This is a genomic window from Granulicella sp. L56 (assembly GCF_009765835.1).
In the GTDB taxonomy this organism is placed as follows: Bacteria; Acidobacteriota; Terriglobia; order Terriglobales; family Acidobacteriaceae; genus Edaphobacter.
This window is the reverse complement of record NZ_LMUS01000006.1, coordinates 950,929-976,291: the sequence shown is the minus strand read 5'-3', so window position 1 is coordinate 976,291 and position 25,363 is coordinate 950,929. Positions and strand designations below refer to the sequence as shown.

Sequence of the window (25,363 nt, the reverse complement as noted above, 5' to 3'; positions counted from 1 at the left end):
GGGACAAGCGAGCGCAGCAACTTTGGGGCACGGCGAGCCTCAAACGGCGGCAGGCATCTACACCACAATCACAGAAACAGTGCACAAGTCGATCTTTGCGCTCATGGGACACGCTGTCCCATCGAGCGCTTTGCCGCGTTTATCGGCATTTCCGCAGCCTGCGGGCGCTCGGGACATTTAGTACGCGTTCTTTATAGCAGTTCCTAACATCGGCGAACAGTAAAAGTTTCATGAGTTACGAGTTTGATTGATTGCCGGCGGTTGTATACGGCAAGACATTTTGCGCACGGGGCCTGCAGCAATCGAGGGCAGCAGGGCCCGAAAACAGCAGTAACGGCGCAAGCAGAAGTAAACCCGGAGGGCCGTACCCAACCCTCCCCTTATTGGCGTTGACGGGCCTTTCGGTGGGCAGTCAAAGCAAATGAGGACCTCGAAGGTAAGTATTCAGGAGAGAGCATGTCTGGTCAGTCCAACAACAGCGAAATGCGCGCGATCCGCAGCCGTCTCGATTTTTCCAAAATCCCAACCGCCATCCAGATTCCCAACCTCATCGAGGTCCAGCGCCGCAGCTATGAGCGCTTCCTGCAGATGGACAAGCTTCCCCAGGAGCGCGAGGACAATGGCCTGCAGTCGGTCTTTACCTCGGTCTTCCCGATCACCGACTTCCGCAACGTCTCGGAGCTCGAGTTCGTCGACTTCTCCATCGGCAACTGGGAGTGCAAGTGCGGCTACCTCAAGGGCCTCAACCACCTGCGCACCGCCTGCTCGCACTGCGGTCACATGGTCATCACCGACCCCTTTCATCCCGGCGATGTGCTCTGTAATTTCTGCGGAACCTACAACAAGAACACCCCTGACTTCTGCACCAAGTGCGGCGACCCCGTCGGTCTGCAACTGAAGTACGACCAGGCAGAGTGCGAAGAGCGCGGCATGACCTACTCTGCGCCGCTCAAGGTCACCATTCGCCTCAAGATCTACGACAAGGACCCCGAGACAGGCGTCAAGAGCCTGCGCGACATGAAGGAGCAGGAAGTCTTCTTCGGCGATATTCCGCTGATGAGCCAGAACGGCACCTTCATCGTCAACGGCACCGAGCGCGTCATTGTGTCGCAGCTCCACCGTTCGCCCGGCGTCTTCTTCGAGACCGCCAACAACCGCACCTACTTCCTCGGCAAGATCATCCCCTACCGCGGTAGCTGGGTCGAGTTCGAGTACGACCAGAAGAACACCCTCTACGTCCGCATCGACCGCAAGCGCAAGTTCCTCGGCACCATCTTCCTGCGCGCGCTCGGCCTGCGCACCGACGAAGAGATCCTCAAGACCTTCTACACCGTCGACACCATCAACGTGAAGGAAGGCAAGCTGAGCTGGAAGGTCGCCGCTGAAGGCACGCCGAGCAACCTGCAGGGAACGCGTCCTGCCACTGCGATCACGGTGAAGGGCGAAGAGATTGCCCCGGCCACTCGCAAGATCTCGGCACACTCGCTCAAGGGCCTGCGCAGCCACAAGATCGAGCAGGTCGAAGTCGAGACCAGCGAGTTCGACGGCGCCATGACTGCCGCCGATGTCGTAGATCTCACCACCGGCGAGCTGCTCTACGAAGCCAATCAGGAACTGACGGCCGACAAGCTGCACAAGATTCTCCAGTCCGGTGTCGCCAGCTTCGAGGTCTTTTTCCCCGAGCGCGACGACGTGGGCAACATCATCACCAACACCCTGCGCCGCGACTCCGTGCGCAAGCCTGAGGAAGCTCTCATCGAGATCTACCGCAAGCTTCGTCCCGGCGACCCACCGACGCTCGACACCGCGACCGCGCTCTTCGAAGGAATGTTCTTCGATGCGCGCAAGTACGACTTCTCGCGCGTGGGCCGTCTCAAGTTCAACATCAAGCTCTACGAGAACCAGGACACCTCTGGCCTCGACAACCGCACGCTGACCCCCGAGGATTTCTACGGCACCATTCGTTACCTCCTCAAGCTGCGCAAGAACATCGGCAACGTTGATGACATCGATCACCTTGGCAACCGCCGCGTTCGCGCTGTCGGCGAACTGATGGAGAACCAGTTCCGCATCGGCCTTGTCCGTATGGAGCGCGCCATCAAGGAGAAGATGTCGGTCTATCAGGAGATGTCGACGGCGATGCCGCACGACCTCATCAACGCGAAGCCGGTCATGGCCGCGATTCGTGAGTTCTTCGGCTCCTCGCAGCTCTCGCAGTTCATGGACCAGACCAACCCGCTCTCGGAGATCACCCACAAGCGCCGCCTGTCGGCCCTTGGGCCCGGTGGTCTGTCCCGTGAGCGCGCAGGCTTCGAAGTCCGCGACGTGCATCCCACTCACTACGGCCGCATCTGCCCGATTGAGACGCCGGAAGGCCCGAACATCGGTCTGATCTCGTCGCTGTCCTGCTTTGCGCGCATTAACGAGTACGGCTTCATCGAGTCTCCCTACCGCCGCGTCAAGGATGGCCGCGCGCTCGACTTCGTCTCCGTCGTCAACGCCGGTGAGTCCGGTCTGCGTCAGGGCGACTACCTCGAGGTCAGCGAAGCCCGCAAGCAGAATGAGCAGTTGAAGAAGGACAAGAAGCGCACCATGGACCTTGCCCCCTTCAGCTTCTATCTCTCGGCGTGGGAAGAGGACCGTCACACCATCGCGCAGGCCAACATCGAGCTCGATGAGAAGCTGAACATTGTTCAGGACATCGTCGATGCCCGTCGTCAGGGCAACTTCGTGCTCGTCAACAAGGCCGAAGTCGACTACGTTGACGTCTCGCCCAAGCAGCTTGTCTCGGTCGCCGCCTCGCTCGTCCCATTCCTCGAGCACGACGACGCCAACCGCGCTCTCATGGGTGCCAACATGCAGCGCCAGTCGGTTCCTCTGCTCGTCGCCGAGGCCCCGTTCGTCGGAACCGGAATGGAGGGCGTCACCGCCCGCGACTCCGGCGCCGTCATTCTGGCCAAGCGTAACGGCATTATCGATTCGGTCGACTCCGAGCGCATCATCGTGCGCGTCGAAGGCGAGCACCACCCCACGCAGCTCTCGCGTGAGGTCGGCTCCGACATCTATCAGCTCACGAAGTTCAAGCGCTCCAACCAGAACACCTGCATCAATCAGAAGCCGATCGTTCGCAAGGGCGACCGTGTGATCAAGGGTCAGGTCATCGCCGACGGTCCTTGCACGGAGCAGGGCGAACTCGGCCTTGGACGCAACGTGCTGGTGGCCTTCATGCCGTGGCGCGGTTACAACTTCGAGGACGCGATCCTCATCTCGGAGAAGCTGGTCCGCGAGGACTACTACACCTCGATTCACATCGAGGAGTTCGAGATCGAAGCCCGCGACACCAAGCTCGGGCCGGAAGAGATCACGCGCGATATTCCCAACGTCAGCGAGCACGCCCTGCGTGATCTCGACGAGTCGGGCATCATCCGCATCGGCGCGAAGATCAGCCACAACGACATCCTGGTCGGCAAGGTAACGCCCAAGGGCGAGACCCAGTTGACGCCGGAAGAGAAGCTGCTGCGCGCCATCTTCGGTGAAAAGGCCGGAGACGTTCGCGACGCCTCGCTGACGTGCCCTCCGGGTATCGAAGGCACCGTCGTTGACGTTCGCATCTTCAGCCGCAAGGGCCAGGAGAAGGACGAGCGGGCCAAGCAGATCGAGCAGGAGCAGATCGAGAAGCTCGAGCGCAACCTCGCCGATGAGATTCGTATTCTCACCGACGAGCGCCTCAAGCGTCTTGAGGCAATTCTCGGCGCGAAGGAAGTTCTCGCCGACCTGCACGACGAGCGCACCAACAAGAAGCTTCTCAACAAGGGCGACATTCTCGACCGCGACACCATCGAGCTGATCTCCACCCGTAACCTCAAGCGCATCCGCTACGCTGACAAGGATCCCCGCGTCAACGAGCAGATCGACGAGATCGAAGAGATGACCTCACGTCAGATCGACGTTCTGCGCAAGATCACCAACGAGAAGATCAGCAAGATGTCCAAGGGTGACGAGCTTTCGCCCGGCGTCATCAAGATGGTCAAGGTCTACATCGCCATGAAGCGCAAGCTGTCGGTCGGCGACAAGATGGCCGGACGCCACGGTAACAAGGGCGTCATCGCCCGCATTCTGCCGGAAGAGGACATGCCGTACCTCCCCGACGGAACCCCGGTCGAGATCGTCCTCAACCCGCTCGGCGTGCCTTCTCGTATGAACGTCGGTCAGATCCTCGAGACGCACCTCGGATGGGCAGCGCACGAGCTCGGCAAGCAGGTCGCCGAACTCGCCAACACCATGCAGTCTGCCAATGAGGTCCGCGAGCTCTTCAAGGCGCGCTTCGTCAACACTGCCGCTCTCAACCAGCTTCTTGACCTCGACGACGAGCAGACCTTGCGTGTCGCCGCCGGCATGAAGCGTGGCATCTGGTTCGGCACGGCGGTCTTCGACGGCGCGCGCGAGTCCGAGATCAAGGCGTTGCTCAAGGCCGCTGGTCTGCCCAGCTCCGGCAAGTCGATGCTGCACGACGGCATGACGGGCGAAGAGTTCGAACAGCCCGCCACCGTTGGTTACATCTACATGCTGAAGCTGTCTCACCTTGTCGACGACAAGATCCACGCTCGCTCGATCGGGCCGTACTCGCTCATCACCCAGCAGCCGCTCGGTGGTAAGGCGCAGTTCGGCGGACAGCGCTTCGGTGAGATGGAAGTCTGGGCGCTCGAAGCATACGGCGCGGCTTACATCCTGCAGGAACTGCTCACTGCGAAGTCCGACGACGTCTTCGGCCGTACCAAGATCTACGAGGCCATCGTCAAGGGCGAAGCAGCCATCGAGCCGGGTGTGCCTGAGTCGTTCAACGTGCTGATCCGCGAACTCCAGTCGCTCTGCCTCGATGTAGAACTCATCAAGCTGGCCGACCAGAAGAAGCACCCACTGCCTGAGATCGCAGCAGCCGACTAACCAGATTGCTTCCGGGATCAGTCCGGGCTTTAGCCCGGACACTCCCGGCGGCGAATGCTTTGGGGCTTTTGCCCCGGTATTAAAAGTTTTGAGCAACACCACAATTGAAAGACGAGCAACAGCTTTAGAAGTACTGGTAACGCGATGCGCCACAAGTCATCGCAAACAGATTTAGTAACCGCAGCCCACGCTGCAACCTGCAAGCGCAGGAAATAAGGGAGACGCCCAATATGTTCCGCTCCAGCCCCTTTGAACTGACCGGTCCCATCGCCGATTTCGACGCCATCAAGATCCAGCTCGCCAGCCCCGAGAAGATCCGCAGTTGGTCGCACGGCGAAGTCACCAAGCCCGAGACCATCAACTACCGCACCTTCAAGCCCGAGCGCGACGGCCTCTTCTGCGCCCGCATCTTTGGACCCATCACCGACTGGGAGTGCCTCTGCGGCAAGTACAAGCGCATGAAGCACCGCGGCGTCATCTGCGACAAGTGCGGCGTTGAAGTCACACTCTCGAAGGTCCGTCGCGAACGCCTCGGCCACATCGAGCTCGCCAGTCCCTGCTCGCACGTCTGGTTCTTCAAGGGCCTGCCCAGCCGCATCGGCCACCTGCTCGACATCAGCCTGCGTGAGCTCGAAGCCGTCCTCTACTTCGAGTCCTACGTCGTCGTCGATCCAGGCGACGCGCCCGTCAAGGAGCGCGAGGTCATCAAGGACGAGACCAAGTTCCGCGAACTCGATGCTCAGTACCGCCCCTCCGGCTTCAAGGCGATGATGGGTGCCGAGGCCATCAAGGAACTCCTCAAGCGTGTCGAAATTGTCGAGCTCTCCGTCGAACTGCGCGAGCGCATGAAGACCGAGACCTCGCTACAGAAGAAGCTCAAGTACTCCAAGCGCCTCAAGATCGTCGAGGCCTTCCGCAAGTCCGACAACCTGCCGCAGTGGATGATCCTCGACGTGATCCCCGTGATCCCGCCAGAGCTTCGCCCCCTCGTACCGCTCGACGGCGGACGCTTCGCCACGTCCGATCTCAACGACCTCTATCGTCGCGTCATCAACCGCAACAACCGCCTCAAGAAGCTGATGGACCTGCATGCTCCTGAGGTCATCGTCCGCAATGAGAAGCGCATGTTGCAGGAGGCCGTCGATGCTCTCTTCGACAACGGCCGCCGTGGCCGCGTTCTCCGTGGCGCGAACAATCGTCCGCTGAAGTCGCTCTCCGACACCCTCAAGGGCAAGCAGGGCCGCTTCCGTCAGAACCTTCTCGGCAAGCGCGTCGACTACTCCGGACGTTCGGTCATCGTCGTCGGCCCCGAGCTGAAGCTGCACCAGTGCGGTCTTCCTAAGAAGATGGCGCTCGAACTCTTCAAGCCCTTCATCTATCATCGTCTCGAACAGACCGGCCACTGCACCACCATCAAGCAGGCCAAAGAGATGGTCGAAATGCAGGACCCCATCGTCTGGGACATCCTCGAAGAGGTCATCAAGGACCACCCCGTCCTGTTGAACCGCGCTCCGACGCTTCACCGCCTTGGCATCCAGGCGTTTGAGCCGGTGCTCGTCGAAGGCAAGGCGATCAAGATCCATCCGCTCGTCTGCACCGCCTTCAACGCGGACTTTGACGGCGACCAGATGGCCGTCCACATCCCGCTCTCGCCCGAGGCCCAGATCGAAGCCAGCGTGCTCATGCTTGCTTCGCACAACATCCTCTCGCCCGCCAGCGGCCAGCCGATCACCGTGCCGACGCAGGACCTCGTGCTCGGCATCTACTACCTCACCAAGGCCAAGGTCAACGCCAAAGGTGAAGGCCGCGTCTTCGCCAACATCGAAGAGGTCTTCATGGCCCTCGAAGCGAAGCAGGTTGAGACGCTTACCCCGATTCGTCTGCGCTACACCGGCCCTGTCCTCGACATGACCACGGCGTACGACGATCAGGACCTCACTCACACCGAGCCGGTCGAGTTCAACCGCCAGTTCATCTCGACCACCGTCGGCCGCGCCATCCTCAACGATGCGCTGCCCGACGCGATGCCTTACGTCAACGGCCTGCTCAAGAAGAAGGGCATGGGCCAGCTCATCAACTATTGCTACCTGAACCTCGGCCTCGAAGTTACGGTCAAGACGCTCGACAAGATCAAGGACCTCGGCTTCAAGTACGCCACCCAGTCCGGCCTCTCCGTCGGCCTCGACGACATGGTCATCCCTGCCTCGAAGTACACCGTTGTTCACGAGGCGGAGAAGCAGGTCATCAACGTTCAGCAGCAGTACCTCGACGGTGCCATCACCAACGGTGAGCGCAACAACAAGGTCATCCAGATGTGGTCCACCGTCACCGAGCGCGTCGCAGACGACATGTTCAACAACATGAAGCAGGCCGACAAAGACGGCGCCATGAATCCGATCTACATCATGGCCGACTCCGGTGCTCGTGGTTCCAAACAGCAGATCCGTCAGCTCTCCGGTATGCGTGGTTTGATGGCCAAGCCCTCGGGCGAAATCATCGAAACCCCCATCACGGCGAACTTCCGCGAAGGCCTCACCGTTCTCCAGTACTTCATCTCGACCCACGGAGCACGTAAGGGCCTCGCCGATACCGCACTCAAGACCGCTGACTCGGGTTACCTCACCCGCCGTCTCGTCGACGTTGCGCAGGATGTCATCATCTCGCACAACGACTGCGGCACGGTCGAGGGCATCTATGTCACCCCGATCATCGAAGCCGGTGAGACCATCGAGCCTCTGCGCGACCGCATCATCGGCCGCGTCTCGCTCGAGAAGCTGAAGGACTTCGAGGGCAAGACCATCGTCGAAGTCAATCAGGAGATCGACGAAGATCTCGCCAGCGCAATCCAGGCTGCCGGTATCGAGAAGGTCAAGATCCGCTCCGTGCTCACCTGCGAGTCCAAGCGCGGCGTCTGCATCCTGTGCTACGGCCGTAACCTCGGATCTGGAAAAATGGTCGAGATGGGCGAAGCCGTCGGCGTCATCGCGGCGCAGTCCATCGGCGAGCCCGGCACCCAGCTCACCATGCGTACCTTCCATATCGGCGGAACCGCCAGCCGCGTCTCCGACGCCTCTCACCTTGAGGCCAAGAACTCCGGTACGGTTCGCTTCATCAACCTGGTCACCGTCCGCTCCAAGTCCGGCGATCTGGTCGCCATGAACCGCAACGGTTCGGTCGCCATCATCGACGACAAGGGTCGCGAAAAAGAGCGTTACGCCATCGTCTACGGCGCCAAGCTCAAGATCGAAGAAGGCGCGAAGGTCAGCATCGGCGACAAGCTCGGCGAGTGGGACCCGTACACCTTCTCTCTGCTCACCGAGATCGCCGGAACCGTCCAGTTCAAGGACCTCCAGGAAGGCGTCACCCTCAACGAAGAAGTCGACGAAGTCACCGGCCTCAGCCGTCTGGTCGTCGCCGACTCTGCCGACGAGAAGCGCCAGCCAGCGATCATCATCAAGTCGGCGCAGGGCAACAAGCGTTACCTCATGCCCTCGCGTGCTCACCTTATGGTGGCCGACGGCGACGAGCTCTACCCCGGCGACATCCTTGCCAAGATCCCACGCGAAACCACGCGTACCAAGGACATCACCGGAGGTCTGCCTCGCGTCGTCGAACTCTTCGAGGCCCGCAAGCCCCGCGACCCGGCGATCATCAGCAAGATCGATGGTGTCGTTCGCTTCGGTGAAGTCGCCAAGGGCCAGCGCAAGGTCTACGTCACTGCCGACAACGGTCAGGAAGAGGAGTACAGCGTTCCCCGCGGTGTCTACGTCAACGTGCAGGAAGGCGAACGCCTCCGTGCCGGTGACGCACTCATCGACGGTCCCCGCAACCCGCACGACATTCTGGAAGTTCTCGGCGAGCGTGCACTGCAACAGTACCTCGTCAACGAAATTCAGGAAGTCTACCGGCTGCAGGGCGTGGCCATCTCCGACAAGCACATCGAAACCATCGTTCGCCAGATGCTTCGCTGGGTCAAGATCGAAGAGGTCGGCGACACCACGTTCCTCGTCGATCAGCAGACGGACCGCTTCCGCTTCAACGCCGAAAACCAGCGCGTCCTCATGGAAGGTGGCCGTCCCGCCATCGGCCGCTCGCTTCTGCTCGGCATCACCAAAGCGTCGCTCTCGACCGACAGTTTCATCTCGGCCGCCAGCTTCCAGGAGACCACTCGCGTACTGACCGAAGCCAGCATCAACGGCTCCATCGATACGCTCCGCGGCCTCAAGGAAAACGTCATCGTAGGCCGCCTCATCCCCGCCGGCACTGGCATGGAGTACTACCGCAACGTCCAGCTCTCACCCGAGCTCGAAGAAGCGGCAGCCCAGGTCCAGGCCGAGGTACAGGAAGCCCACGACGCCGAAGAGCGCGAACTAGAACAGATGCGCATGGAAGGCGAACAGGAAGAAATGGCCGCCGAATAGTACTTCGTACCGTTCTCGACGCTTCGCGTGAAACCTTAACTACAACCGCAATAAAGGGCGGACTCGAAAGAGTCCGCCCTTTATTGCGGTGCGTTAGAATACCCGCTGCCACACAGTCCGTCGGTGATGGATGACCGGCTTCGATGCTTCTGATCGTCAACCAGCTTGTGCACCCTGAGTTTTAGTGGAAGTCGCGATCATGGCCGCCAGGGCTGAAGAGAGAGCGGACCTAAGTTGGCCAGCGGTGCCCACCGAGAGATTCCAGGTATCACTCGATTCTGGGGATTTCTTGTGGTTTTCCTCCATTTTCCAACTTGCGAGTGGAACCAAATTCGATAAACGAACCCCTCTTTTGTGCAAAGAGTTGCACTGTGATTCTTCGCTGGAGGAAAAAAAGTTAATCTAACTGATTCTTTCTGTTGCATTAAGTTGCGTGAATGCCATTTGTCAAGTTGGCACGCTAACTGCACTAACAGGGAGCGAGGTAGCTTTCTCGCAAGTTCAGTTTTTTATTTGGAGGATCCTAATGCTTAAGCGCTTTGCGGTACTTTTTGTCCTTGCCATAAGCAGCGGTGCTATGGCTCATGCAGATTCTATTAGCGGGTTTTTTTCCGCGACTGGAACTGACACCTTTACCAGTTCAACCATCACGTTTAATCCCAACGGGGCACCCGGAAGTCCCAACAATTCAATCATTGTGGGGGGAATCAGCGGCGCGTTTTCCACCTATCTGTCGGATGGAGCTCTGATCAATTTTCTTCCCGGAGCTCTCCCGTATAACAACGGGATAAATACTCCTCCTAATCCTCCGTATACGGGCGGCTTTGTCCCACTCTTCTCGACTTCAGGGAATGGCGAGACCTTCACGTTCGATATGACGCAGTACAACGCCAGCTACGTCACCGGCAATACAGACCCGATGAGCGGATGCAATCTCGGCAGCACTTGCCTGTCCGTCACCGGCAATGGAACCTTTGTTGGAACCGGTGTATTTAGTGGGGAGTCAGGACCAGCCACGTTCTCTTTTACCACTCAGTACGTGACCGGTCAGGACGTCGCTCAGCTAACATCCTTCTCAGCATCAACCTCAGCCGCACCCGCTCCTGTTCCGGAGCCGGCTTCGCTCGCTCTCTTCGGTACCGGTCTGTTCGGAATCGTTGGGTTGGCACGCCGCAAGTTCAAGGCCTAGTCCTATATAGGTTTAGCCTTAAGCTTTTGCAAAAGAAGGGAGCCGCAACGGGCTCCCTTCTTTTGATTTAACCGGATTTGCAACATCCGGATGCATCTCGCACATTACTTCCCACACCTACCACTGAAGCAAAAGCAGCTCGGAACAGAACGCCGGACCCATTGCGCCAATCATGCTGTAGCAGCCCGGACTTCCCGGCCGGTTCATCAAAAAGTCTTCCATCACCGTCAGAACGGAGGCGGATGACAGGTTGCCGCGCTGGCGAAGGCTGTTCCATGAGGCTGCGAGAGCACCGCGGGGCAGGTCTAAGCTAGCTTCCATCGCTTTCAGCACTTTGGGCCCTCCGCTATGGAAGATAAAGCTGCAGATATGCCCCATCGATAGGTCATTATCCTCGAGGAAGCCTTCGACGGTTTTGCGGAGTTCGTTGGTGACCAAGTCGGGAACCTCGGCGGAGAGGACGATATTGAACCCGGTTTCATTGATCTTCCACCCCATGAGGTGCTCCGTGTCGGGGTACATCGTGGAGCGGGTGCTGACAACCCGTGGGCATGGGTCCTGCACGCTGGTCGGCTTCTGCGCCAGCTCTGTCTCTTCTCCTGCAAGCACAACAGCAGCGGCACCATCTCCAAACAGACCGCTGGCAACCAGGTTGGCCATCGACTGGTCCTGGTCCTGCCAGGTAAGCGAACAAAGTTCGACCGCAAGCAAAAGCGCGTACTGCTTGGGAAAGGCGCGGACGTAGTCGGTCGCGCGCGATATGCCTGCCGCCCCGGCAACGCAGCCAAGGCCGAAGATCGGCGTGCGTTTAACCGTCGCCGGAAAGCCCATCAAATTCACCAGCCGCGCGTCGATGCTGGGGCAGGCGATGCCGGTCACGGAGGTGAAGAAGATGGCGGAGATATCGGACGGAACCAGACCGGCGCGGTCGAGTGCCGACTGAACGGCCTTCTGCCCCAGATCGAGAGCGCCCGCAATCCAGGCGTCATTTGTCGGGCCAAAGCCGGAGAGGCTCCCCAGGGTATCGAGCGGGAACATGATATTGCGGAAGTCGACGCCGCAGTTGGCGTGGAGGCGTTCCATCGCGGCAGGCACTCCTGGCCTGTCTTTCATACGGCCTTTTAGGGCTTCTGTAATAACGGACTGGGGATAGCGGTGGGGAGGATAAGCGGTACCGACTGACGCAATGCGCATGGGCTTTTTACAACCTTTTCCGGGAGAGGTAAGTGTGTCTATGTGTGCCGACGCAGATCGTCAGCGAATATCATTTGGCAGGAATGTCACAAGTGCCTGTACGAACGGCTGGCAGAAAGGAAAAACATCCAGCGTACAGGTAAAACCCAAGGGGATATCAGTGAATTTAGTATAGCGCACTCAAAGGTTGTACCTAATCACACTTAGAGGTCATTGTTTTTATGTTTTTTTACACAGGAAATCCACAGGGCGTCGTATGATTCCAAGGCTAAGAGGAAAATTTGCTCCTAGCCGCGCTGGCGGAATGCCGCAACCTTGTTGCGGGTGCCGCATGTGGCCATGTTGCACCATCTGCGGCGATGAGCGCGGGTGCGATCGTAGAACCAGAGGATGCACTCTGCATCCTCGCAGCGTTTAATCATCTTGAGATCGTTGGCGGCCAGCAGTTCGGCAGCGGATTCCATCAGCGGCCCCAGAACCTGTTCGGGAGTCTTTGGCTCCCATCTCCGTTCGAGGCGCAGACCTCCCTGGTTGTCCGGCACCAGCTTCAGATAGCTCTTGGCCTCGAAGAGAAACATATTCATGATTCCGTTGTCTGACTCTCCTGCTTTGTACTTCTCGATCGCACCGTGAATTGCTGCGCGGAGGCCGCGTGCAATATCGAGTAGAAGCTCTGGGTACAAGTTCAAGGAGGCTTTATCCACAGGCCAGCCAGCGCGGGCGAACCAGCGCAGAACATCGTCGTCGCTCTGAAGAAGATCAACGAGTTCGCCATTAATGCGAACTTCTGTATTGAGAAAATCCAGGGCCGGATGATCGGCCAGCATGAGGAATTCCTGCTCCATCGGTTGACCGGATTTTGGCATCCTGCGCTGCTCCTTAAATTTTATGTAACCATTGTAGCTTTATTTTACCGGTTACATCTTATTGTGTGTAACCGGTAAAAATGCATTAGAGTGGTTACATGAAATTGACCTTCCAGGAGGCTTTCGTGAACCGTCGCAACTTCCTCGTGCAGGCTGCTGCCTTCGCCAGTGCAGTTCCCGTAGCCTGTGCGCAACCCTCAACCGGAAAAACCACGAAAGGAAGACCTATGACCGAAAAAGCAAACGTTCCACTTACCACCATCCATCGTGTTCAAGCCGATGGCATCAGCGTCTTCTACCGCGAAGCTGGCCCCGCCGATGCTCCGGTGGTGCTGCTGTTGCATGGTTTTCCTACGTCGTCGTTTCAGTATCGCGAGCTAATTCCTCGCCTCGCCGACAAATACCGAGTCATCGCGCCCGACCTGCCGGGCTTCGGCTTCACTGAGGTTCCTGCCGAGCGCAACTACAAGTACAACTTCGATGCGCTGGCAAAGACGGTGGAAGCTTTTACGGAGGCGCTGCACCTCAATCGTTACGCGCTGTATGTCTTCGACTACGGTGCTCCCACTGGCCTGCGGGTAGCGATGGCGCATCCTGAGCGCGTGACCGCGATCGTGTCGCAGAACGGCAATGCTTACGAAGAAGGCCTGGGCGATGCCTGGGCTCCCAGCCAGCGGTACTGGCGCAATCCGACGCAGGAGAATCGCGACGCCATGCGCGAAGGGTTGACTCTTGAGGGAATTCGCTTTCAGTACACCCACGGCACGCCTGATCCCGCGGCGATTGCGCCCGAGGGCTATACGCTTGATGCGGCTCTGATTGAGCGTCCCGGCAAGGCGGACATTCAACTCGACCTCTTCCTTGACTATGCCAACAATGTGAAGCTCTACCCGGCCTTTCAGGAGTACTTCCGCAAATCGAAGTCTCCGCTGCTGGCTATCTGGGGCAAGAACGATCCCTTCTTTATTCCGCCGGGAGCTGAGGCTTTTAAGCGTGATCTTCCGAATGCGACGGTACAGTTTCTCGATACAGGTCACTTCGCTTTGGAGAGTCATGTTGAAGTGATCGCTGCTGCGATGCGGCAGTTTCTTGCGAATGCCGTGGCCTGAGCTAGTGATTTCTTTTTAATTGACAACGGATTCGTTGAGCATTTTTCTTGATTGCATAAAGGGTGCGGTGATTGAAACCCATGTCCCAGAAGCGGGACATGGGGCACCCGCTTTGGTGGATGTGGAGACAGGCAACGACAAGGGCAACGGCAAATACAGGGGTCTCTCCACTTCGCTGCGCTTCGGTCGAGATGACGTACGTTTGGTGTTGGGTTGATTGGGTATTTGATAAGGCTGGGCGGGCGTGCTGAAGTTGAGGTTTGACAGTGGTTATGCCATTCAACTAAAACGATTTATCCCCTGAATCGTAATGGAAGGCTAAATCAAAACCATGCAATCACTGCCGAACGCCTCGCACGCGCGTAAGACCCTCTCTTTCTGGTGCACTGTCCTCTGCCTTCTGACTCTCATTGGAGTCAAGGCGCAAGCGCAGGAGAAGGTGGTGCTGAGTCGCGGCGAAGCGACGGTGATGCTGGAGCCTTATGCTCCAAACATTGTGCGCGTCACTTTGAGCTTGAATAAGGCCGACGCTGTCAGCGCTCCGGGATATGGGATTACGGCCAGTCCTTCGGCCACCGGTTGGTCGCAGGAGAGCGGCAAGAGCGGCGATGTCTTCAAGTCCGATCGCATCGTGGTGACGGTCGGCCCGAGTGGCCATTGGACTCCTACCGGGACGGCTGCCGATATTGCGAAGTTCTTCAATGGCTCGACGCCGGGTGTGGGGATCTCGTTCAAGACACCGGATGGCAAGCCGATTTTGAGTATGCAGGGATGGCAGATGTCGGTGCCGAACCACAAGGACGGCAACGCGGATATTCTTTATGACCGGCGACCGACTGACCGCGAGTTTTTTCAGGTAGGGGCTTCGTTCCATTCGCCTAAGGATGAACATTACTACGGACTGGGTCAGAACCAGGAAGGATATATGGACCGCCGCGGACACGTCGTTCGCTGCGCGCATGATTACAACGCGCCAGCGGGGCAGAGCGTTTGTGTTCCTTTTGTAGTTACAAATTATGGCTATGGGTTGATGTGGGACAATCCTTCGCGGACGACGGTGGCGTTTGGTTTTAATGATTCGACGCGCTGGACCTCGGATGTGGGGCAGCGGGTTTCGTTTTTTGTGATTGCAGGCAAGACGTATGACGAGATCTATGAAGGGTACAGGCAGCTGACTGGATCTACGCCGATGCTGCCGAAGTCGGCTTATGGCTATATCCAGTGCAAGCAGCGGTACACGTCGCAGAAGGAGGTGCTGGATGTCGCGAAGGGGTATCGCGAGCGGCATCTGCCTGCGGATGTGATGGTGGTGGATTGGTTCTATTACACCAAGATGGGGCAGATGGATATGGACCCGGCGAAGTGGCCTGATCCGACGGCGATGAATCGCGAGCTTCATGCGATGGGCTTTCATAGCATGATCAGCGTGTGGCCACGGTTCGTTCCGGGGTCGCGGTTCTATGACATGATCTTGAAGAATGGCTGGTTCGAACATCTGGCGGATGGAACGCCTACGAATGGCCTGCCCTATGATCGTGCGGGATCGGACATCGATACGACGAACCCCGATGCGGCGAAGTGGTATTGGGATACGGTTCGCGACAACTTTGTGAGCAAGGGCTTCGATGCGTTCTGGGCGGATGAGACGGAGCCCGATCTGCCGCCGAATGGAAGCTACTTTCATGGGGGGCCGGGAACGGAGTTCTTCAATGTCTATCCGCTGTTTCATACGGCTGCGTTTTATAACGGGTTTCGTCAGGACCTGAAGACGCGTGCGTTGATTCTTTCGCGCGATGCTTATCTGGGAGCGCAACATAATGGTGCGATCTTCTGGTCTTCGGATATCGCTCCTAATTGGGACACGTTGAAGAGGCAGGTGCCTACGGGAATTAATTTTGTGGCGTCGGGGATGCCTTATTGGAGCACGGATATTGGTGGGTGGCAGTATCTGCCTGCTTATCACAAGCCGGAGCATCCTCCGCTGCTTGATCCTTCGGATGCGCGGGACAACGTAGGGCACTACGACGACTATCCCGAGTTATATACGCGGTGGTTTGAGTATGGTGCGTTTCAACCGAACTTCCGCAGCCATGGAAGCCGCAAGCATAACGAGGTCTGGTCGTATGGCAAGCAGGCGGAGCCGATACTGGAGAAGTATCTGCGGCTGCGCTATGAGTTGATGCCTTATATCTACTCGCTGGGTTATATGACGCATGAGACGGGCGCGCCCTTTATGCGCGGGCTGTTCATGGACTTTCCGAACGACGAGAAGGTCGCGAATATTGGTGATGAGTATATGTTTGGCCCGGCGTTCCTGGTTGCTCCGGTGACGGAACAGGGGGCGACGACGCGTTCGGTCTATCTGCCTGCGGGAACGGACTGGTATAACTTCTGGACCAATGAGCGGCTGCATGGCGGACAGCGTGTGACGGTGGCTGCGCCGATCGATACGCTTCCGCTGTTTGTGCGGGCGGGATCGATTGTGCCGTTGGGCGAAGCTGTGGAGAGCACGAACGAGGTGCAGAAGATTGCCAAGGTTCGTGTTTATCCGGGCGCAGATGGGGACTTCCAGTTGTACAGCGACGATGGCACGACGTATGACTATGAGAAGGGCAAGGATGAGATCGCTCATCTGCATTGGTCGGATGCTGCGGGGAAGTTGACTTCGGCGGGTGCGAAGGCGTGGACGAAGCCGGATGCGGAGATTGTTGAGGTGGTGGGTAAGTAGGTGGTTGCTGATTAATGCTTGGAGTTAGTGGTGGAAGCCCACGTCCCAGAAGCGGGACGTGGGGCACCCGCTTCTGGCTGGCTGTTTATGCAAAAGGCGAATACAGGGGCTTCGCCATTCCGCTTCGGTCGAGATGACGTAGTTTTTTGAGGGGCTCTTCTCCAGATGGCGTTTTGGTGGTTCGAGCAAAACGCAGATTCCCTTCGGGAATGAAAAACAAGTTCGGGAATGACAAAGAAAGCTACACCTGAGAGCAAATAGCTATAAACCACTCTCGTAGTTAAGATGATGTGCGGTTTGTGCTTGCTGAGATGCTAAAGGGTTTTTAGCGCTTCGCAGGCGCGGTCGAGGGCTTCGGGTTTTTTCCCGAAGCAGAAGCGGAGGATGTTTTCGCCTCGTCCTTCGGCGAAGAAGGCGGTTCCTGCTACGGCGGCTACACCGGTAGCGGCGAGCAGGTTGCGAGCCTTCTTCTGCGCGGTGTTGCCGGGAACGCGGCTGACGTCGGCGAGGATGTAGTAGGCCCCGGCGGGGATCGATGGCGGAAGTCCGGCTTCGGTGAGGGCCTGGCAGAGTTGGTCGCGCTTTTGTTGGTACTCAGTGGAGAGGCTTTCGTAGAAGGATTCGGAGAGCTGGGTGAGGCCGGCGACGCTTCCGCATTGCAGCGGCGCGGGGCTGCAGATGTAGGTGAGGTCGTGGAAGTAGCCGATGGAGGGTATCCACTTTGCGCTGGCGGTGAGGTAGCCGACGCGCCAGCCGGTGATGCTGAAGGTTTTGGAGAGACCGGAGACGGTGATGGTGCGGTCAGCCATGCCGGGCAGCGTCGCGATGCTGATGTGGCGAGCGCCGTCGTAGAGGAAGTACTCATAGATCTCGTCGGTGATGACGAAGAGATCGTGCTCGATAGCGAGATCTGCGATGGATTGGAGCTCGGCGGCGCTGAAGACTTTGCCGGATGGATTCGATGGTGTGTTGAGGATGATGGCGCGGGTGCGCGGGGTGATGCTTTGGCGGAGGGTGTCGAGATTGAGCTGCCAGTTCGGCGGTGCGAGCGGAACGATGACGGGTTGCACTCGCATGGAGATCATGCTGCTGACGTGGTAGCCGTAGAAAGGCTCGAAGAGGATGACTTCGTCGCCGGGATTGAGCAGCGCGAGGCTGGTGGCGTAGAGGGCACCCGTTGCGCCTGACGTGACGAGTATTTCGGAGTCGGGATCGGCGGTGATGTTGTTGTGGCGCTGGAGCTTTGCGGCAATGGTTTGGCGTAGAGGTGCGATGCCGTCGAGGCGCGTGTAGATATTCTGGCCGGTACGAATGGCTTCGATTGCCTCGTCTGCGACAGAGGTCGGCAGATCGGTGTCGCAGATGCCTTGCGCGAGGTTGATGCCACCGACGCGGTCGCACTCGACCGACATGGAGCGGATCTCAGACTGGATGATGAGTGGGGAGATCTGACTGACGCGGAGGTTGGATGTGGTGGAGGGCATGGACGTTTGCAGGATACTGCAAATCGCTGTTGATGGGCAGCTTCAAAATATTGTTTATGAAAAGGATTGGCCCAGTTTATGGCTGGGCCTGCCTGGTTTTATCTATTTAGATTTGTGGGAAATGTACTTAGTAACGCTTCAGAGATGGTTCGGGTGCGGGGCCTTGCCGCCCATTCAGAAGCCAGTCCAGACGGCTTTTGATGTCTTCATCTTTGGCCTCGCCCATAATGCGGCCGATGATCTCGCCCTGCTGGTCGATGATGATTGTGGCGGGGAGCACGTTGCCCAGTCCGGCACGCGTGAGCATGTCGAGATTTCCGCCAACCCAAACCTCCATGTCAATGTTCTGGAGCTTGAGGAAGGGTTCGATCTTGGCTCTGCTCTTTGGCTCGTCGACAGAGATTGCTACAAAGCGAACGCCTTTGGCAGAGTACTCATCCTTCAGCTTCGCTAAGCGGGGCATCTCTTCTTTGCAGGGGCCGCACCATGTAGCCCAGAAATTGATGACGGCTATCGAACCGCGCAGAGCCTCAACTTTTTCGGGTGCACCCGAGAGGTTTTTAGCTTCGAGGTTAGGAATACGCTTGGCATACGCCGTTGTTATCAGGCAACAGAGCATCATCGACGCTAGGGTTTGGATCGTTCTCTTTTTGATGATCATGGAGGACTTCTTTCAAGGATTGTCCCTGCCGCAGCAATTGCCGGCAGGGACAAGTTCTGGGTTAGAAACGATGGGTAACACTTGCGAGCCAGACGTATTGCGCGAAGGCTGCATCACCATGCGCTTTGTAGACGGAATCCGGATAGCTGACAGTACGATCGCGCCGGACGGCTTTATAGATTCCGGCGGTGAGGATGTTCGCGCCTCGCGAGTATTGTGCTCCGGGGCCGAAGGTTACGGCATACCCCGGCCTGCGAAAGCCCGCATTGCTGTTGGGGAAGAGGTTCTTTGCCGGGACGCCTTCGTCACGCGGTCCCAGCGTAACTCCCAATCCCTGCACATGGTTTATCGGAAACAAGACTCCCGCTTCCAGCAAATATTGATCTGAAATCGCGACGAAGTTGTTCAATGGAGTCGTTGTGCTGGTCGCACGCTGCACGCCGTTGGTTCCACCCTGCGTTGCGATGTAGTCGCCATCGGTGTAGAAGATGAGGGAGGAGCCTACTTGCCTGTAGCCCGTCCATTGTGCGACTAGTCCCCAGCCGCCGCCACCTGGTTGAACGGAGTAATCGACCGGTCCCGTAGTTTCCACGGCCGGGCCAACTCCGGTGGTGTTGCTGTTCACGGTATTCTGCACGTCGTCATTGCCGGTTGGCGTCAAGACTCCAAGGCCGCCGGAGAGATTGCCGCGGTGCGGGACTGCCGGGCTCCAGAGCCAGCTATTAATGCCGAGGATGGTATCGCCCAATCCGGTTGCGGAGTATTTGATGGGCGAGTTCTGGCTCTTGCGTGTCGCGAACAGCCAGGGTGCATCGATCTCGACGCTGACGCGTGGGCTAATTTGATAGGTCAGATTTACCGTGACGAGGTTGATCCTGTTCTCGACCTGCGTTTTCGCCTGTGCACGATACTCCTGGTACACATCGCCGACGTAGTGCTGGTAGGAGAACTGGTGACGCTCCCCGACGCTGATCTGGAAGTGGCCAGGCTGAAGGACGCCGCCTTCGCCGGTCGGCAAGCCCGATTGCTCAGGCGAGCGGGCGAGAATACAGCCCTGCGACCATGCACAGGTCGTCAGCAGCGGAGTGATGAGGAGAGCGGCGCCGAGTGCCAAGGAGACTTTAAATGTCTTCTGTCTGGTTTGGCCGCCCTTGCGATTGCCGGCATGCTTTTGCGTATTTAGCTTCAATTTACTTCGCCTCCATCATGTTTCAAATCAGCCACAACAAAAGCGAACGCCCACGAACGAGCCGATGGCATATTACGATTCGGGTTTCGGCGCATAGTTGTTCTCTGTCGGAGCTGTCGGATGAGTATAGAAATTTTGTCGATCAAACACATCGAGACAAAGTATTAGTTTTTACTCATCCGCAGGATGGAGAGATGCTCGTCGAAAGAACAGGCAGCGGCAGGAGTAAAGGCGAAATACAGGGTCTCTCCACTGCGCCGCGCGATGAGGCGCGCGGCTTCGGTCGAGATGACGTGAGCAGGGGGCGGGCTAAGGTGTCTCTGTTTTAATCTGCGAGCGTCTGCCTCCGAAGGTGTGGAGACAGACACACGCGCTATTGATAGCTAGTCTGCTGCGATGGCCAAGGTTTTTTCGTCAGGGAGCGCGCGTCCGCCTGCGCCGACCCAGGTCTTCATCCAACGGCGAGAGACGATGCGCAACAGGATGAGGATAAGGAATGCAAGCGTGGCGTAGGCGATGAAGCCGGTGGAGTAGGAGCCGGTGTGTTGTTTGGATTGGCCGAGGAGGTTGGGCAGAATGCCGCCGCCGAGCGCGCCGATTTCGCCGATCATGCCGCCAGCGACTGCCGTGGTGATGGGCCAGCGCAGCGGGACGAGTTGGAAGGTGGCTCCGTTGCCCGCACCCAGAGCGGCGAAGCAGAGCATGAAGAGCAACGTGGTGACGAGCAGCGAGGGCGATGCGATGAGGCCGAAGAGTCCGGCGATGACGATGAGGAAGACGACAGAGAGTGTGGTGATGCCGCCGATGCGATCGGCGAACCAGCCGCCGAGAACGCGGGTGGCGCTGCCGGTGAGGGTGGCGAGGACGGTGAGGCTTCCGGCTTGGATTTTAGTTACGTGAAACTGCTTGACGAAGAACGATGGCAGGAATGTGGCCAGGCCAATGAAGCCGCCGAAGGTGATGATGTAGACGAGATTGAAGGCCCAGCCATCTTTTTCCCAGAGGCACTTGAGATGATCGCTGAGGCTTTGGTGCTCGATGTCTGGCGGCTCTTTGGCGAAGACGATCATGACGATGAGGGGAAGCAGCATCATCGCCGCGGCGAAGCCATAGACGTGCTGCCAGCCGTAGTGGGTGGCGAGGCGCGGAGCGAAGAGTGCGGCGACGGCGGTGCCGCTGTTGCCTGCTCCGGCGATGCCCATGGCGAGGCCTTTGTACTGCTTGGGGAACCAGCCTGAGCCGAGCGAGAGCGCGACGCCGAAGCTGGCTCCGGCGATGCCGAGCAGGACGCCCATGGCCAGGACGTCGTGGAAGGTTTTGACGAAGAAGAAGCCGTAGAGCAGGGCGATGACGATGGCCGACATCTCGATGATGGCGGCGTTTTTTCTGCCGATGTATTGCGAGACGACGCCGAGCGGGAAGCGCATGAAGGCTCCGGCGAGCGTAGGGACGGAGACCATGAGGCCGACCTGGCCCTGGGTGAGGTGGAACTGCTCGGAGATGAAGGGACCCATGACTCCATTAAGGACCCAGACGGCGAAGCTGAAATCGAAGTAGAGGAAGGCAGCGAGTAGGGTGGGTGGGTGTCCGGATTTCATGAATGCTTTTAGATTTGCCATGGATAGCTCCCCTGAGAGATGAGTGTGAGTTGTTCAATCTGTCATCTGGTGCGAGGTGAACGTCGGGGTTCGACCGTGGTGTTTGTTTTGCATTCGGCGGCGTGGCCGATTTTTTTACTTCACTGTTTTGAAAAACTTTTCGACGCGGACGGCGCACTGCTTGAAGTTGGGTTCGCGTGAGATGGGATCGAAGGCTCCGAGGGTAACGAGATTGGAGTTGGCTTCGGCGAAGTGGAAGGGCATGAAGACCTGGCCGGGAGCGACGATGCCGGTGATGCGCAGCTCGATGTTGCGGACGGTGCTGCGGCGCGAGACGACGTTGACGCGGTCGTGCGGGCGGAGTTCGAGTTTTGCCGCGTCGACGGGATTCATCTCGAGCCACGCGTTGGGCACCATGCTGTCGAGCATTTTGACTTCGGCGGTTTTGGTGCGGGTGTGCCAGTGCTCGACGGTGCGGCCGGTGTTGAAGATGAAGTTGTACTCTTCGTTTGGCTGCTCGACGAAGGGCAGGCAGGGGACATTGTAGAGCTGGGCTTTGCCGGTGGCGGTGGGGAAGATGCCGTCGGCGTAGAGGCGGTCGCCGCCCCACTGTGCGCCGCCTTCGTCTTCTAACTGCTGCCATGTGAATTTGCTGTAGTCGCACATGCGGCCTGCGGAGACTCGCTGCCATTCTTTGAAGGCGTCGTGTGTGCTGGTCCAGCCGGGGAAGAGGTCGTCGCGGACGCCGAGGCGCTGGGCGATGTCGAGGAAGATATCGAAGTCGGTGCGTGCGAGGCCGGGTGGTGTGACGACGGGGTTGACCTTGCTGACGCGGCGTTCGGAGTTGGTGTAGGTGCCTTCTTTTTCTCCCCAGATGGCGGCGGGAAGAATGAGGTCGGCGAACTCGCCGGTGGGTGTGGGGTGGAAGCCGTCCTGCACGACAAGGAAGTCGACGCTCTCGAGCGCTTGCTTGAGGAGAGGATAGTTAGGGAAGGACACTGCGGGGTTGGTGGCGATGAACCAGAGCGCTTTGACTTTGCCGGCGACGGCGGCTTCGATGATGTCGGGATAGGCTAGACCGCGTGAGGTTGGGATGCGTGTGGCGTCGATGTTCCAGATGTTAGCGAGCTCTTCGCGGTCGTGGGCTTTTTCGAATTTGCGGTAGCCGGGGAGGGCCGTGGTGAAGCTGGTTTCACGGCTGCCCATCGCGTTGCATTGGCCGGTGATGGAGAAGGGTGCGGCTCCGGCGCGACCGATGTTGCCGGTGATGAGCGCGAGGTTGTTGATGGCGGTGACGGTGGCTGCACCTTGCGTGGAGTGGTTGACGCCCATGGTCCAGCCGATGAAGGCGGCCTTTGCTTTGCCGTAGAGGTGCGCGGTGTTGACGATGCTTTCTTCGCTGAGGCCGGTGACTTCGGTTACGTGTTGCGGTGTGAAGTCGGCGACGAATGCGGCGAATTCTTCGAAGCCTGTGGTGTGCTGGTCGATGTAGTCGCGATTGATGAGGCCGTCGCGGATGAGGATGTGGGCGATGCCGTTGAGCAGAGCGATGTCGCCGCGTGGCTTGATGGGGAGATGAATGTCGGCCATCATGGCGGTCTTAGTGACGCGGGGGTCGACCACGATGACGGTGGAGTTTTGATTGCGCTGGCGATTACGTTCGAGGCGCTGGCAGAGGATGGGGTGGTTATCGGCGATGTTGGCGCCGATGAGGAGGATGAGGTCGGCGGTCTCCATGTCGGCGTAGGAACCGGGTGGGCCGTCGCTGCCGAAGGTGAGCTTGTAGCCGGAGACGGCGGAGGCCATGCAGAGTGTGGTGTTGCCGTCGTAGTTGCGGCTGCCGAAGCCTAGCTGGATGAGCTTGCCGAGAGTGTAGAACTCTTCGGTGACGAGCTGGCCGGTGCTGATGACGCCGAGAGCATCGTTGCCGTATTTCTGTTGGACGGCGGAGATTTTTTCGATCATGACGGTGAGCGCTTCGTCCCAGGAGACGGGGACGAGCTTGCCATCTTTTCGCAGGAGCGGTTGTTTGGCGCGGCCGGGGGCGTCGAGGATGTGATGCTCGCTGAGGCCCTTGGGGCAGAGCTTGCCGCGATTGACGGGATGGTCGAGATTGCCGCGTACGGTGACGGCTTTGTTGTCTTTGACACCGACGAGCATGCCGCAGCCGACGGAGCAGTAGCCGCAGGTGGTCTTGACCCATGTTTCGGCGACGCGGCTGGATGAGATGTGGCCGACGTGGGGATCGCGCTGGAAGGTGTACTCGGATTGGAGGGTGTCGATGCCGAGGGCCCGGCGGATTCGTTTCAACATTAGTGAGAGCCTCCGCGAGTGAAGGTGAGCGCCATGTTGAGCGGAACGACGGAGACGAAGAACAGATAACGGGCGATGATGACTGCGGCGAAGGTGGCGAGTGTGGCGAAGGCGAAGGCTCCGCAGAAGGAGAGCAGGCCCGCGGCTGCGGCCAGAGCGAAGGTGACGATGACGGCGGGACGGAAGTTTTGTGTGCCGAGAAGTTCGGCGGTGGCTCGCTCTTCAAAGAGGCTGGAGCGATTGAGGCGAATGAGACGGATGGCATGGTTGGTGATCCATGGAATCGCTGCGACGGCTGTGAGCCATACGGGAAAGGCGTTGATGGTTTGCAGATGGAGCGGTTGCAGTAGCGTAATGCGGTTGAGGTTTTTGATGATCCAGTTGAGTGTGATGGGAAGCGTGGAACCGATGAGCAGACTGCTGAGAAGGAAGTCGATGGGTGTGTGGATCATGTTCCATGCGGGACGCGCGGGAACGAGATAGATGAAGGCACTGGCGATGGTGCCTGCGACGCCGAAGAGGGCGGCTACGCAGCCGATTGTTGTGAGCAAGTTCGAGGTGAAGGAGAATACCTGAAGATGCTGCAGGAAAGCGCTGTGCAGGATCGATGCGATGGATGGCGTGAGCAGCCATGTGGCGAAGGTGAATGTGGCGATAGCGCCGAAGAAGAGGCCGAAGAGCAGGACTTCGCGGCTAAGCCAGGAGCGGCGCCACATCTTGAGTGCTCGCCATGCATAGGCGGGGCGGCCAAGGTGGAAGACGGAGATGTTGAGCGCGATGCTGGTGATGACGAGCAGGATGGTGAGTAGCATGGGCTGCGCTGCGCGAAAGAGCAGAGCGAAGATGAGCGAGCCGGTAACGGACTGGATGAGCGTCGTCATGAAGACGAGCGAGAGATGGGCGTGCTCGGGTTGGATGCGGCCTATGTCTACGCGCTCTAGTTTCGTGGTGGAGTTGGGAGGAAGCGTGATGCGCGTGGTGGAGATGGTGTGGCCAGCGGCGGGCATGCCGGGCGACTCCGCAGAGGCGTAGTCGATGCGCCATGCGGTGGTGTTGACGATTTCGATCTCGATGGCAGCTTCGGGACAGGCGTTGACGCAGGCTGGTTCGTGTCCGTCGGTGAGGCGGCCGTGGCACATGTCGCATTTGCCGACCACTCCCCGCTCGGCGTTGAACTGCGGAACGGAGTAAGGGCAGTTCCAGACGCAATACTGGCAACCGATACAGGCGTCGGCGGAGTGCAGGACGATGCCGGTGATGGGGTCTTTGGTGTAGGCGTCGACGGGGCAGCCTTTGACGCACTCGGCGTCGAGGCAGTGGTTGCAGCCCATAGAGAGATAGTGGCGAAGCGTGTCGGGGTAGGTGCCGCCTTCGATTTCGCCGATGCGGCGCCAGCGAATGTCGGCGGGGTTGCCGTTCTGCTCATTGCAGGCGATCTCGCAGGAGCGGCAGCCGATGCATTTGGTCATGTCGAAGTGGAAGCGGTACTGTTCTCCGGCTTCGAGAGCGCGTGTGGGGATGAGCGAAGTGACGACGGTTGCCGCGGGTATGGAGGGCTGGCCGAGGTCGGCGAAGGTCATGCGCACGATGGATTCAGCGGCGGAAGACTCTGCGAGTTCTTGTAGAGGTAGAGACACTTGTTCCCTCCTTTCTTTCGGTGAGTTGCT

General features: G+C 58.7%; 14 protein-coding genes. 6 read left to right on the top strand and 8 right to left on the bottom strand.

All coding sequences use genetic code 11. From position 1 onward, the window contains the following. Positions 1–456 precede the first annotated feature (456 nt). From rpoB to GSQ81_RS12005, 3 genes are all read left to right on the top strand, one after another. Positions 457–4,944: a DNA-directed RNA polymerase subunit beta gene (gene rpoB, locus GSQ81_RS12015; RefSeq protein WP_158910974.1), complete on the top strand. Its 4,488-nt coding sequence runs from the start codon at positions 457–459 to the stop codon at positions 4,942–4,944. Between the two features lie 230 nt (positions 4,945–5,174). Continuing rightward, positions 5,175–9,365, top strand: a complete 4,191-nt coding sequence (rpoC, locus tag GSQ81_RS12010; RefSeq protein WP_158910973.1) for a DNA-directed RNA polymerase subunit beta' — start codon at positions 5,175–5,177, stop codon at positions 9,363–9,365. A 577-nt stretch (positions 9,366–9,942) separates the two neighbouring features. Then, entirely contained in the window at positions 9,943–10,554 is a 612-nt protein-coding gene (locus GSQ81_RS12005; RefSeq protein WP_158910972.1) for a PEP-CTERM sorting domain-containing protein, read from the top strand. Positions 10,555–10,671: 117 nt separating this feature from the next. Here GSQ81_RS12005 and GSQ81_RS12000 read toward each other — a convergent pair whose 3' ends face one another. Continuing rightward, on the bottom strand, positions 10,672–11,667 hold the full coding sequence (locus GSQ81_RS12000) for a type III polyketide synthase (protein ID WP_254060149.1): 996 nt from the start codon (positions 11,665–11,667) through the stop codon (positions 10,672–10,674). Positions 11,668–12,035: 368 nt separating this feature from the next. After that, on the bottom strand, positions 12,036–12,614 hold the full coding sequence (locus GSQ81_RS11995) for an ABATE domain-containing protein (RefSeq protein WP_158910970.1): 579 nt from the start codon (positions 12,612–12,614) through the stop codon (positions 12,036–12,038). 125 nt (positions 12,615–12,739) lie between these two features. Between GSQ81_RS11995 and GSQ81_RS11990 the strand changes: the two genes are divergently transcribed. Together GSQ81_RS11990 and GSQ81_RS11985 are read left to right on the top strand one after the other, a co-directional pair. Next, positions 12,740–13,723, top strand: a complete 984-nt coding sequence (locus tag GSQ81_RS11990; protein ID WP_254060148.1) for an alpha/beta fold hydrolase — start codon at positions 12,740–12,742, stop codon at positions 13,721–13,723. A 331-nt stretch (positions 13,724–14,054) separates the two neighbouring features. Further along, complete coding sequence (locus GSQ81_RS11985) at positions 14,055–16,451, top strand: glycoside hydrolase family 31 protein (protein WP_158910969.1); 2,397 nt, start codon at positions 14,055–14,057, stop codon at positions 16,449–16,451. A gap of 314 nt (positions 16,452–16,765) precedes the next feature. On the opposite strand, the gene GSQ81_RS11980 is transcribed toward GSQ81_RS11985, so the two are convergent. From GSQ81_RS11980 to GSQ81_RS11970, 3 genes are all read right to left on the bottom strand, one after another. Next, the gene (locus tag GSQ81_RS11980) at positions 16,766–17,935 is read right to left on the bottom strand and encodes a pyridoxal phosphate-dependent aminotransferase (RefSeq protein ID WP_158910968.1); all 1,170 of its coding nucleotides are present in this window, start codon (positions 17,933–17,935) and stop codon (positions 16,766–16,768) included. 127 nt (positions 17,936–18,062) lie between these two features. Next, positions 18,063–18,596 (bottom strand): TlpA disulfide reductase family protein, encoded by a 534-nt coding sequence (locus tag GSQ81_RS11975; protein ID WP_254060147.1) that lies wholly within the window; start codon positions 18,594–18,596, stop codon positions 18,063–18,065. A 61-nt stretch (positions 18,597–18,657) separates the two neighbouring features. Further along, the gene (locus tag GSQ81_RS11970) at positions 18,658–19,710 is read right to left on the bottom strand and encodes a hypothetical protein (protein ID WP_158910967.1); all 1,053 of its coding nucleotides are present in this window, start codon (positions 19,708–19,710) and stop codon (positions 18,658–18,660) included. An 11-nt stretch (positions 19,711–19,721) separates the two neighbouring features. Here GSQ81_RS11970 and GSQ81_RS11965 point away from each other — a divergent pair, with 11 nt between their 5' ends. Continuing rightward, positions 19,722–20,114, top strand: a complete 393-nt coding sequence (locus GSQ81_RS11965; RefSeq protein WP_158910966.1) for a hypothetical protein — start codon at positions 19,722–19,724, stop codon at positions 20,112–20,114. Positions 20,115–20,168: 54 nt separating this feature from the next. Here GSQ81_RS11965 and GSQ81_RS11960 read toward each other — a convergent pair whose 3' ends face one another. The 3 genes from GSQ81_RS11960 to GSQ81_RS11950 form a co-directional block, all read right to left on the bottom strand. Continuing rightward, positions 20,169–21,404, bottom strand: coding sequence for a NarK/NasA family nitrate transporter (locus GSQ81_RS11960; protein ID WP_158910965.1), 1,236 nt, complete (start codon positions 21,402–21,404; stop codon positions 20,169–20,171). 114 nt (positions 21,405–21,518) lie between these two features. Beyond that, positions 21,519–23,696, bottom strand: coding sequence for a molybdopterin oxidoreductase family protein (locus GSQ81_RS11955; RefSeq protein ID WP_158910964.1), 2,178 nt, complete (start codon positions 23,694–23,696; stop codon positions 21,519–21,521). Beyond that, positions 23,696–25,333, bottom strand: a complete 1,638-nt coding sequence (locus GSQ81_RS11950) for a DmsC/YnfH family molybdoenzyme membrane anchor subunit (RefSeq protein ID WP_158910963.1) — start codon at positions 25,331–25,333, stop codon at positions 23,696–23,698. Before GSQ81_RS11950 ends, GSQ81_RS11955 begins: the two co-directional genes overlap by 1 nt. Positions 25,334–25,363 lie beyond the last annotated feature (30 nt).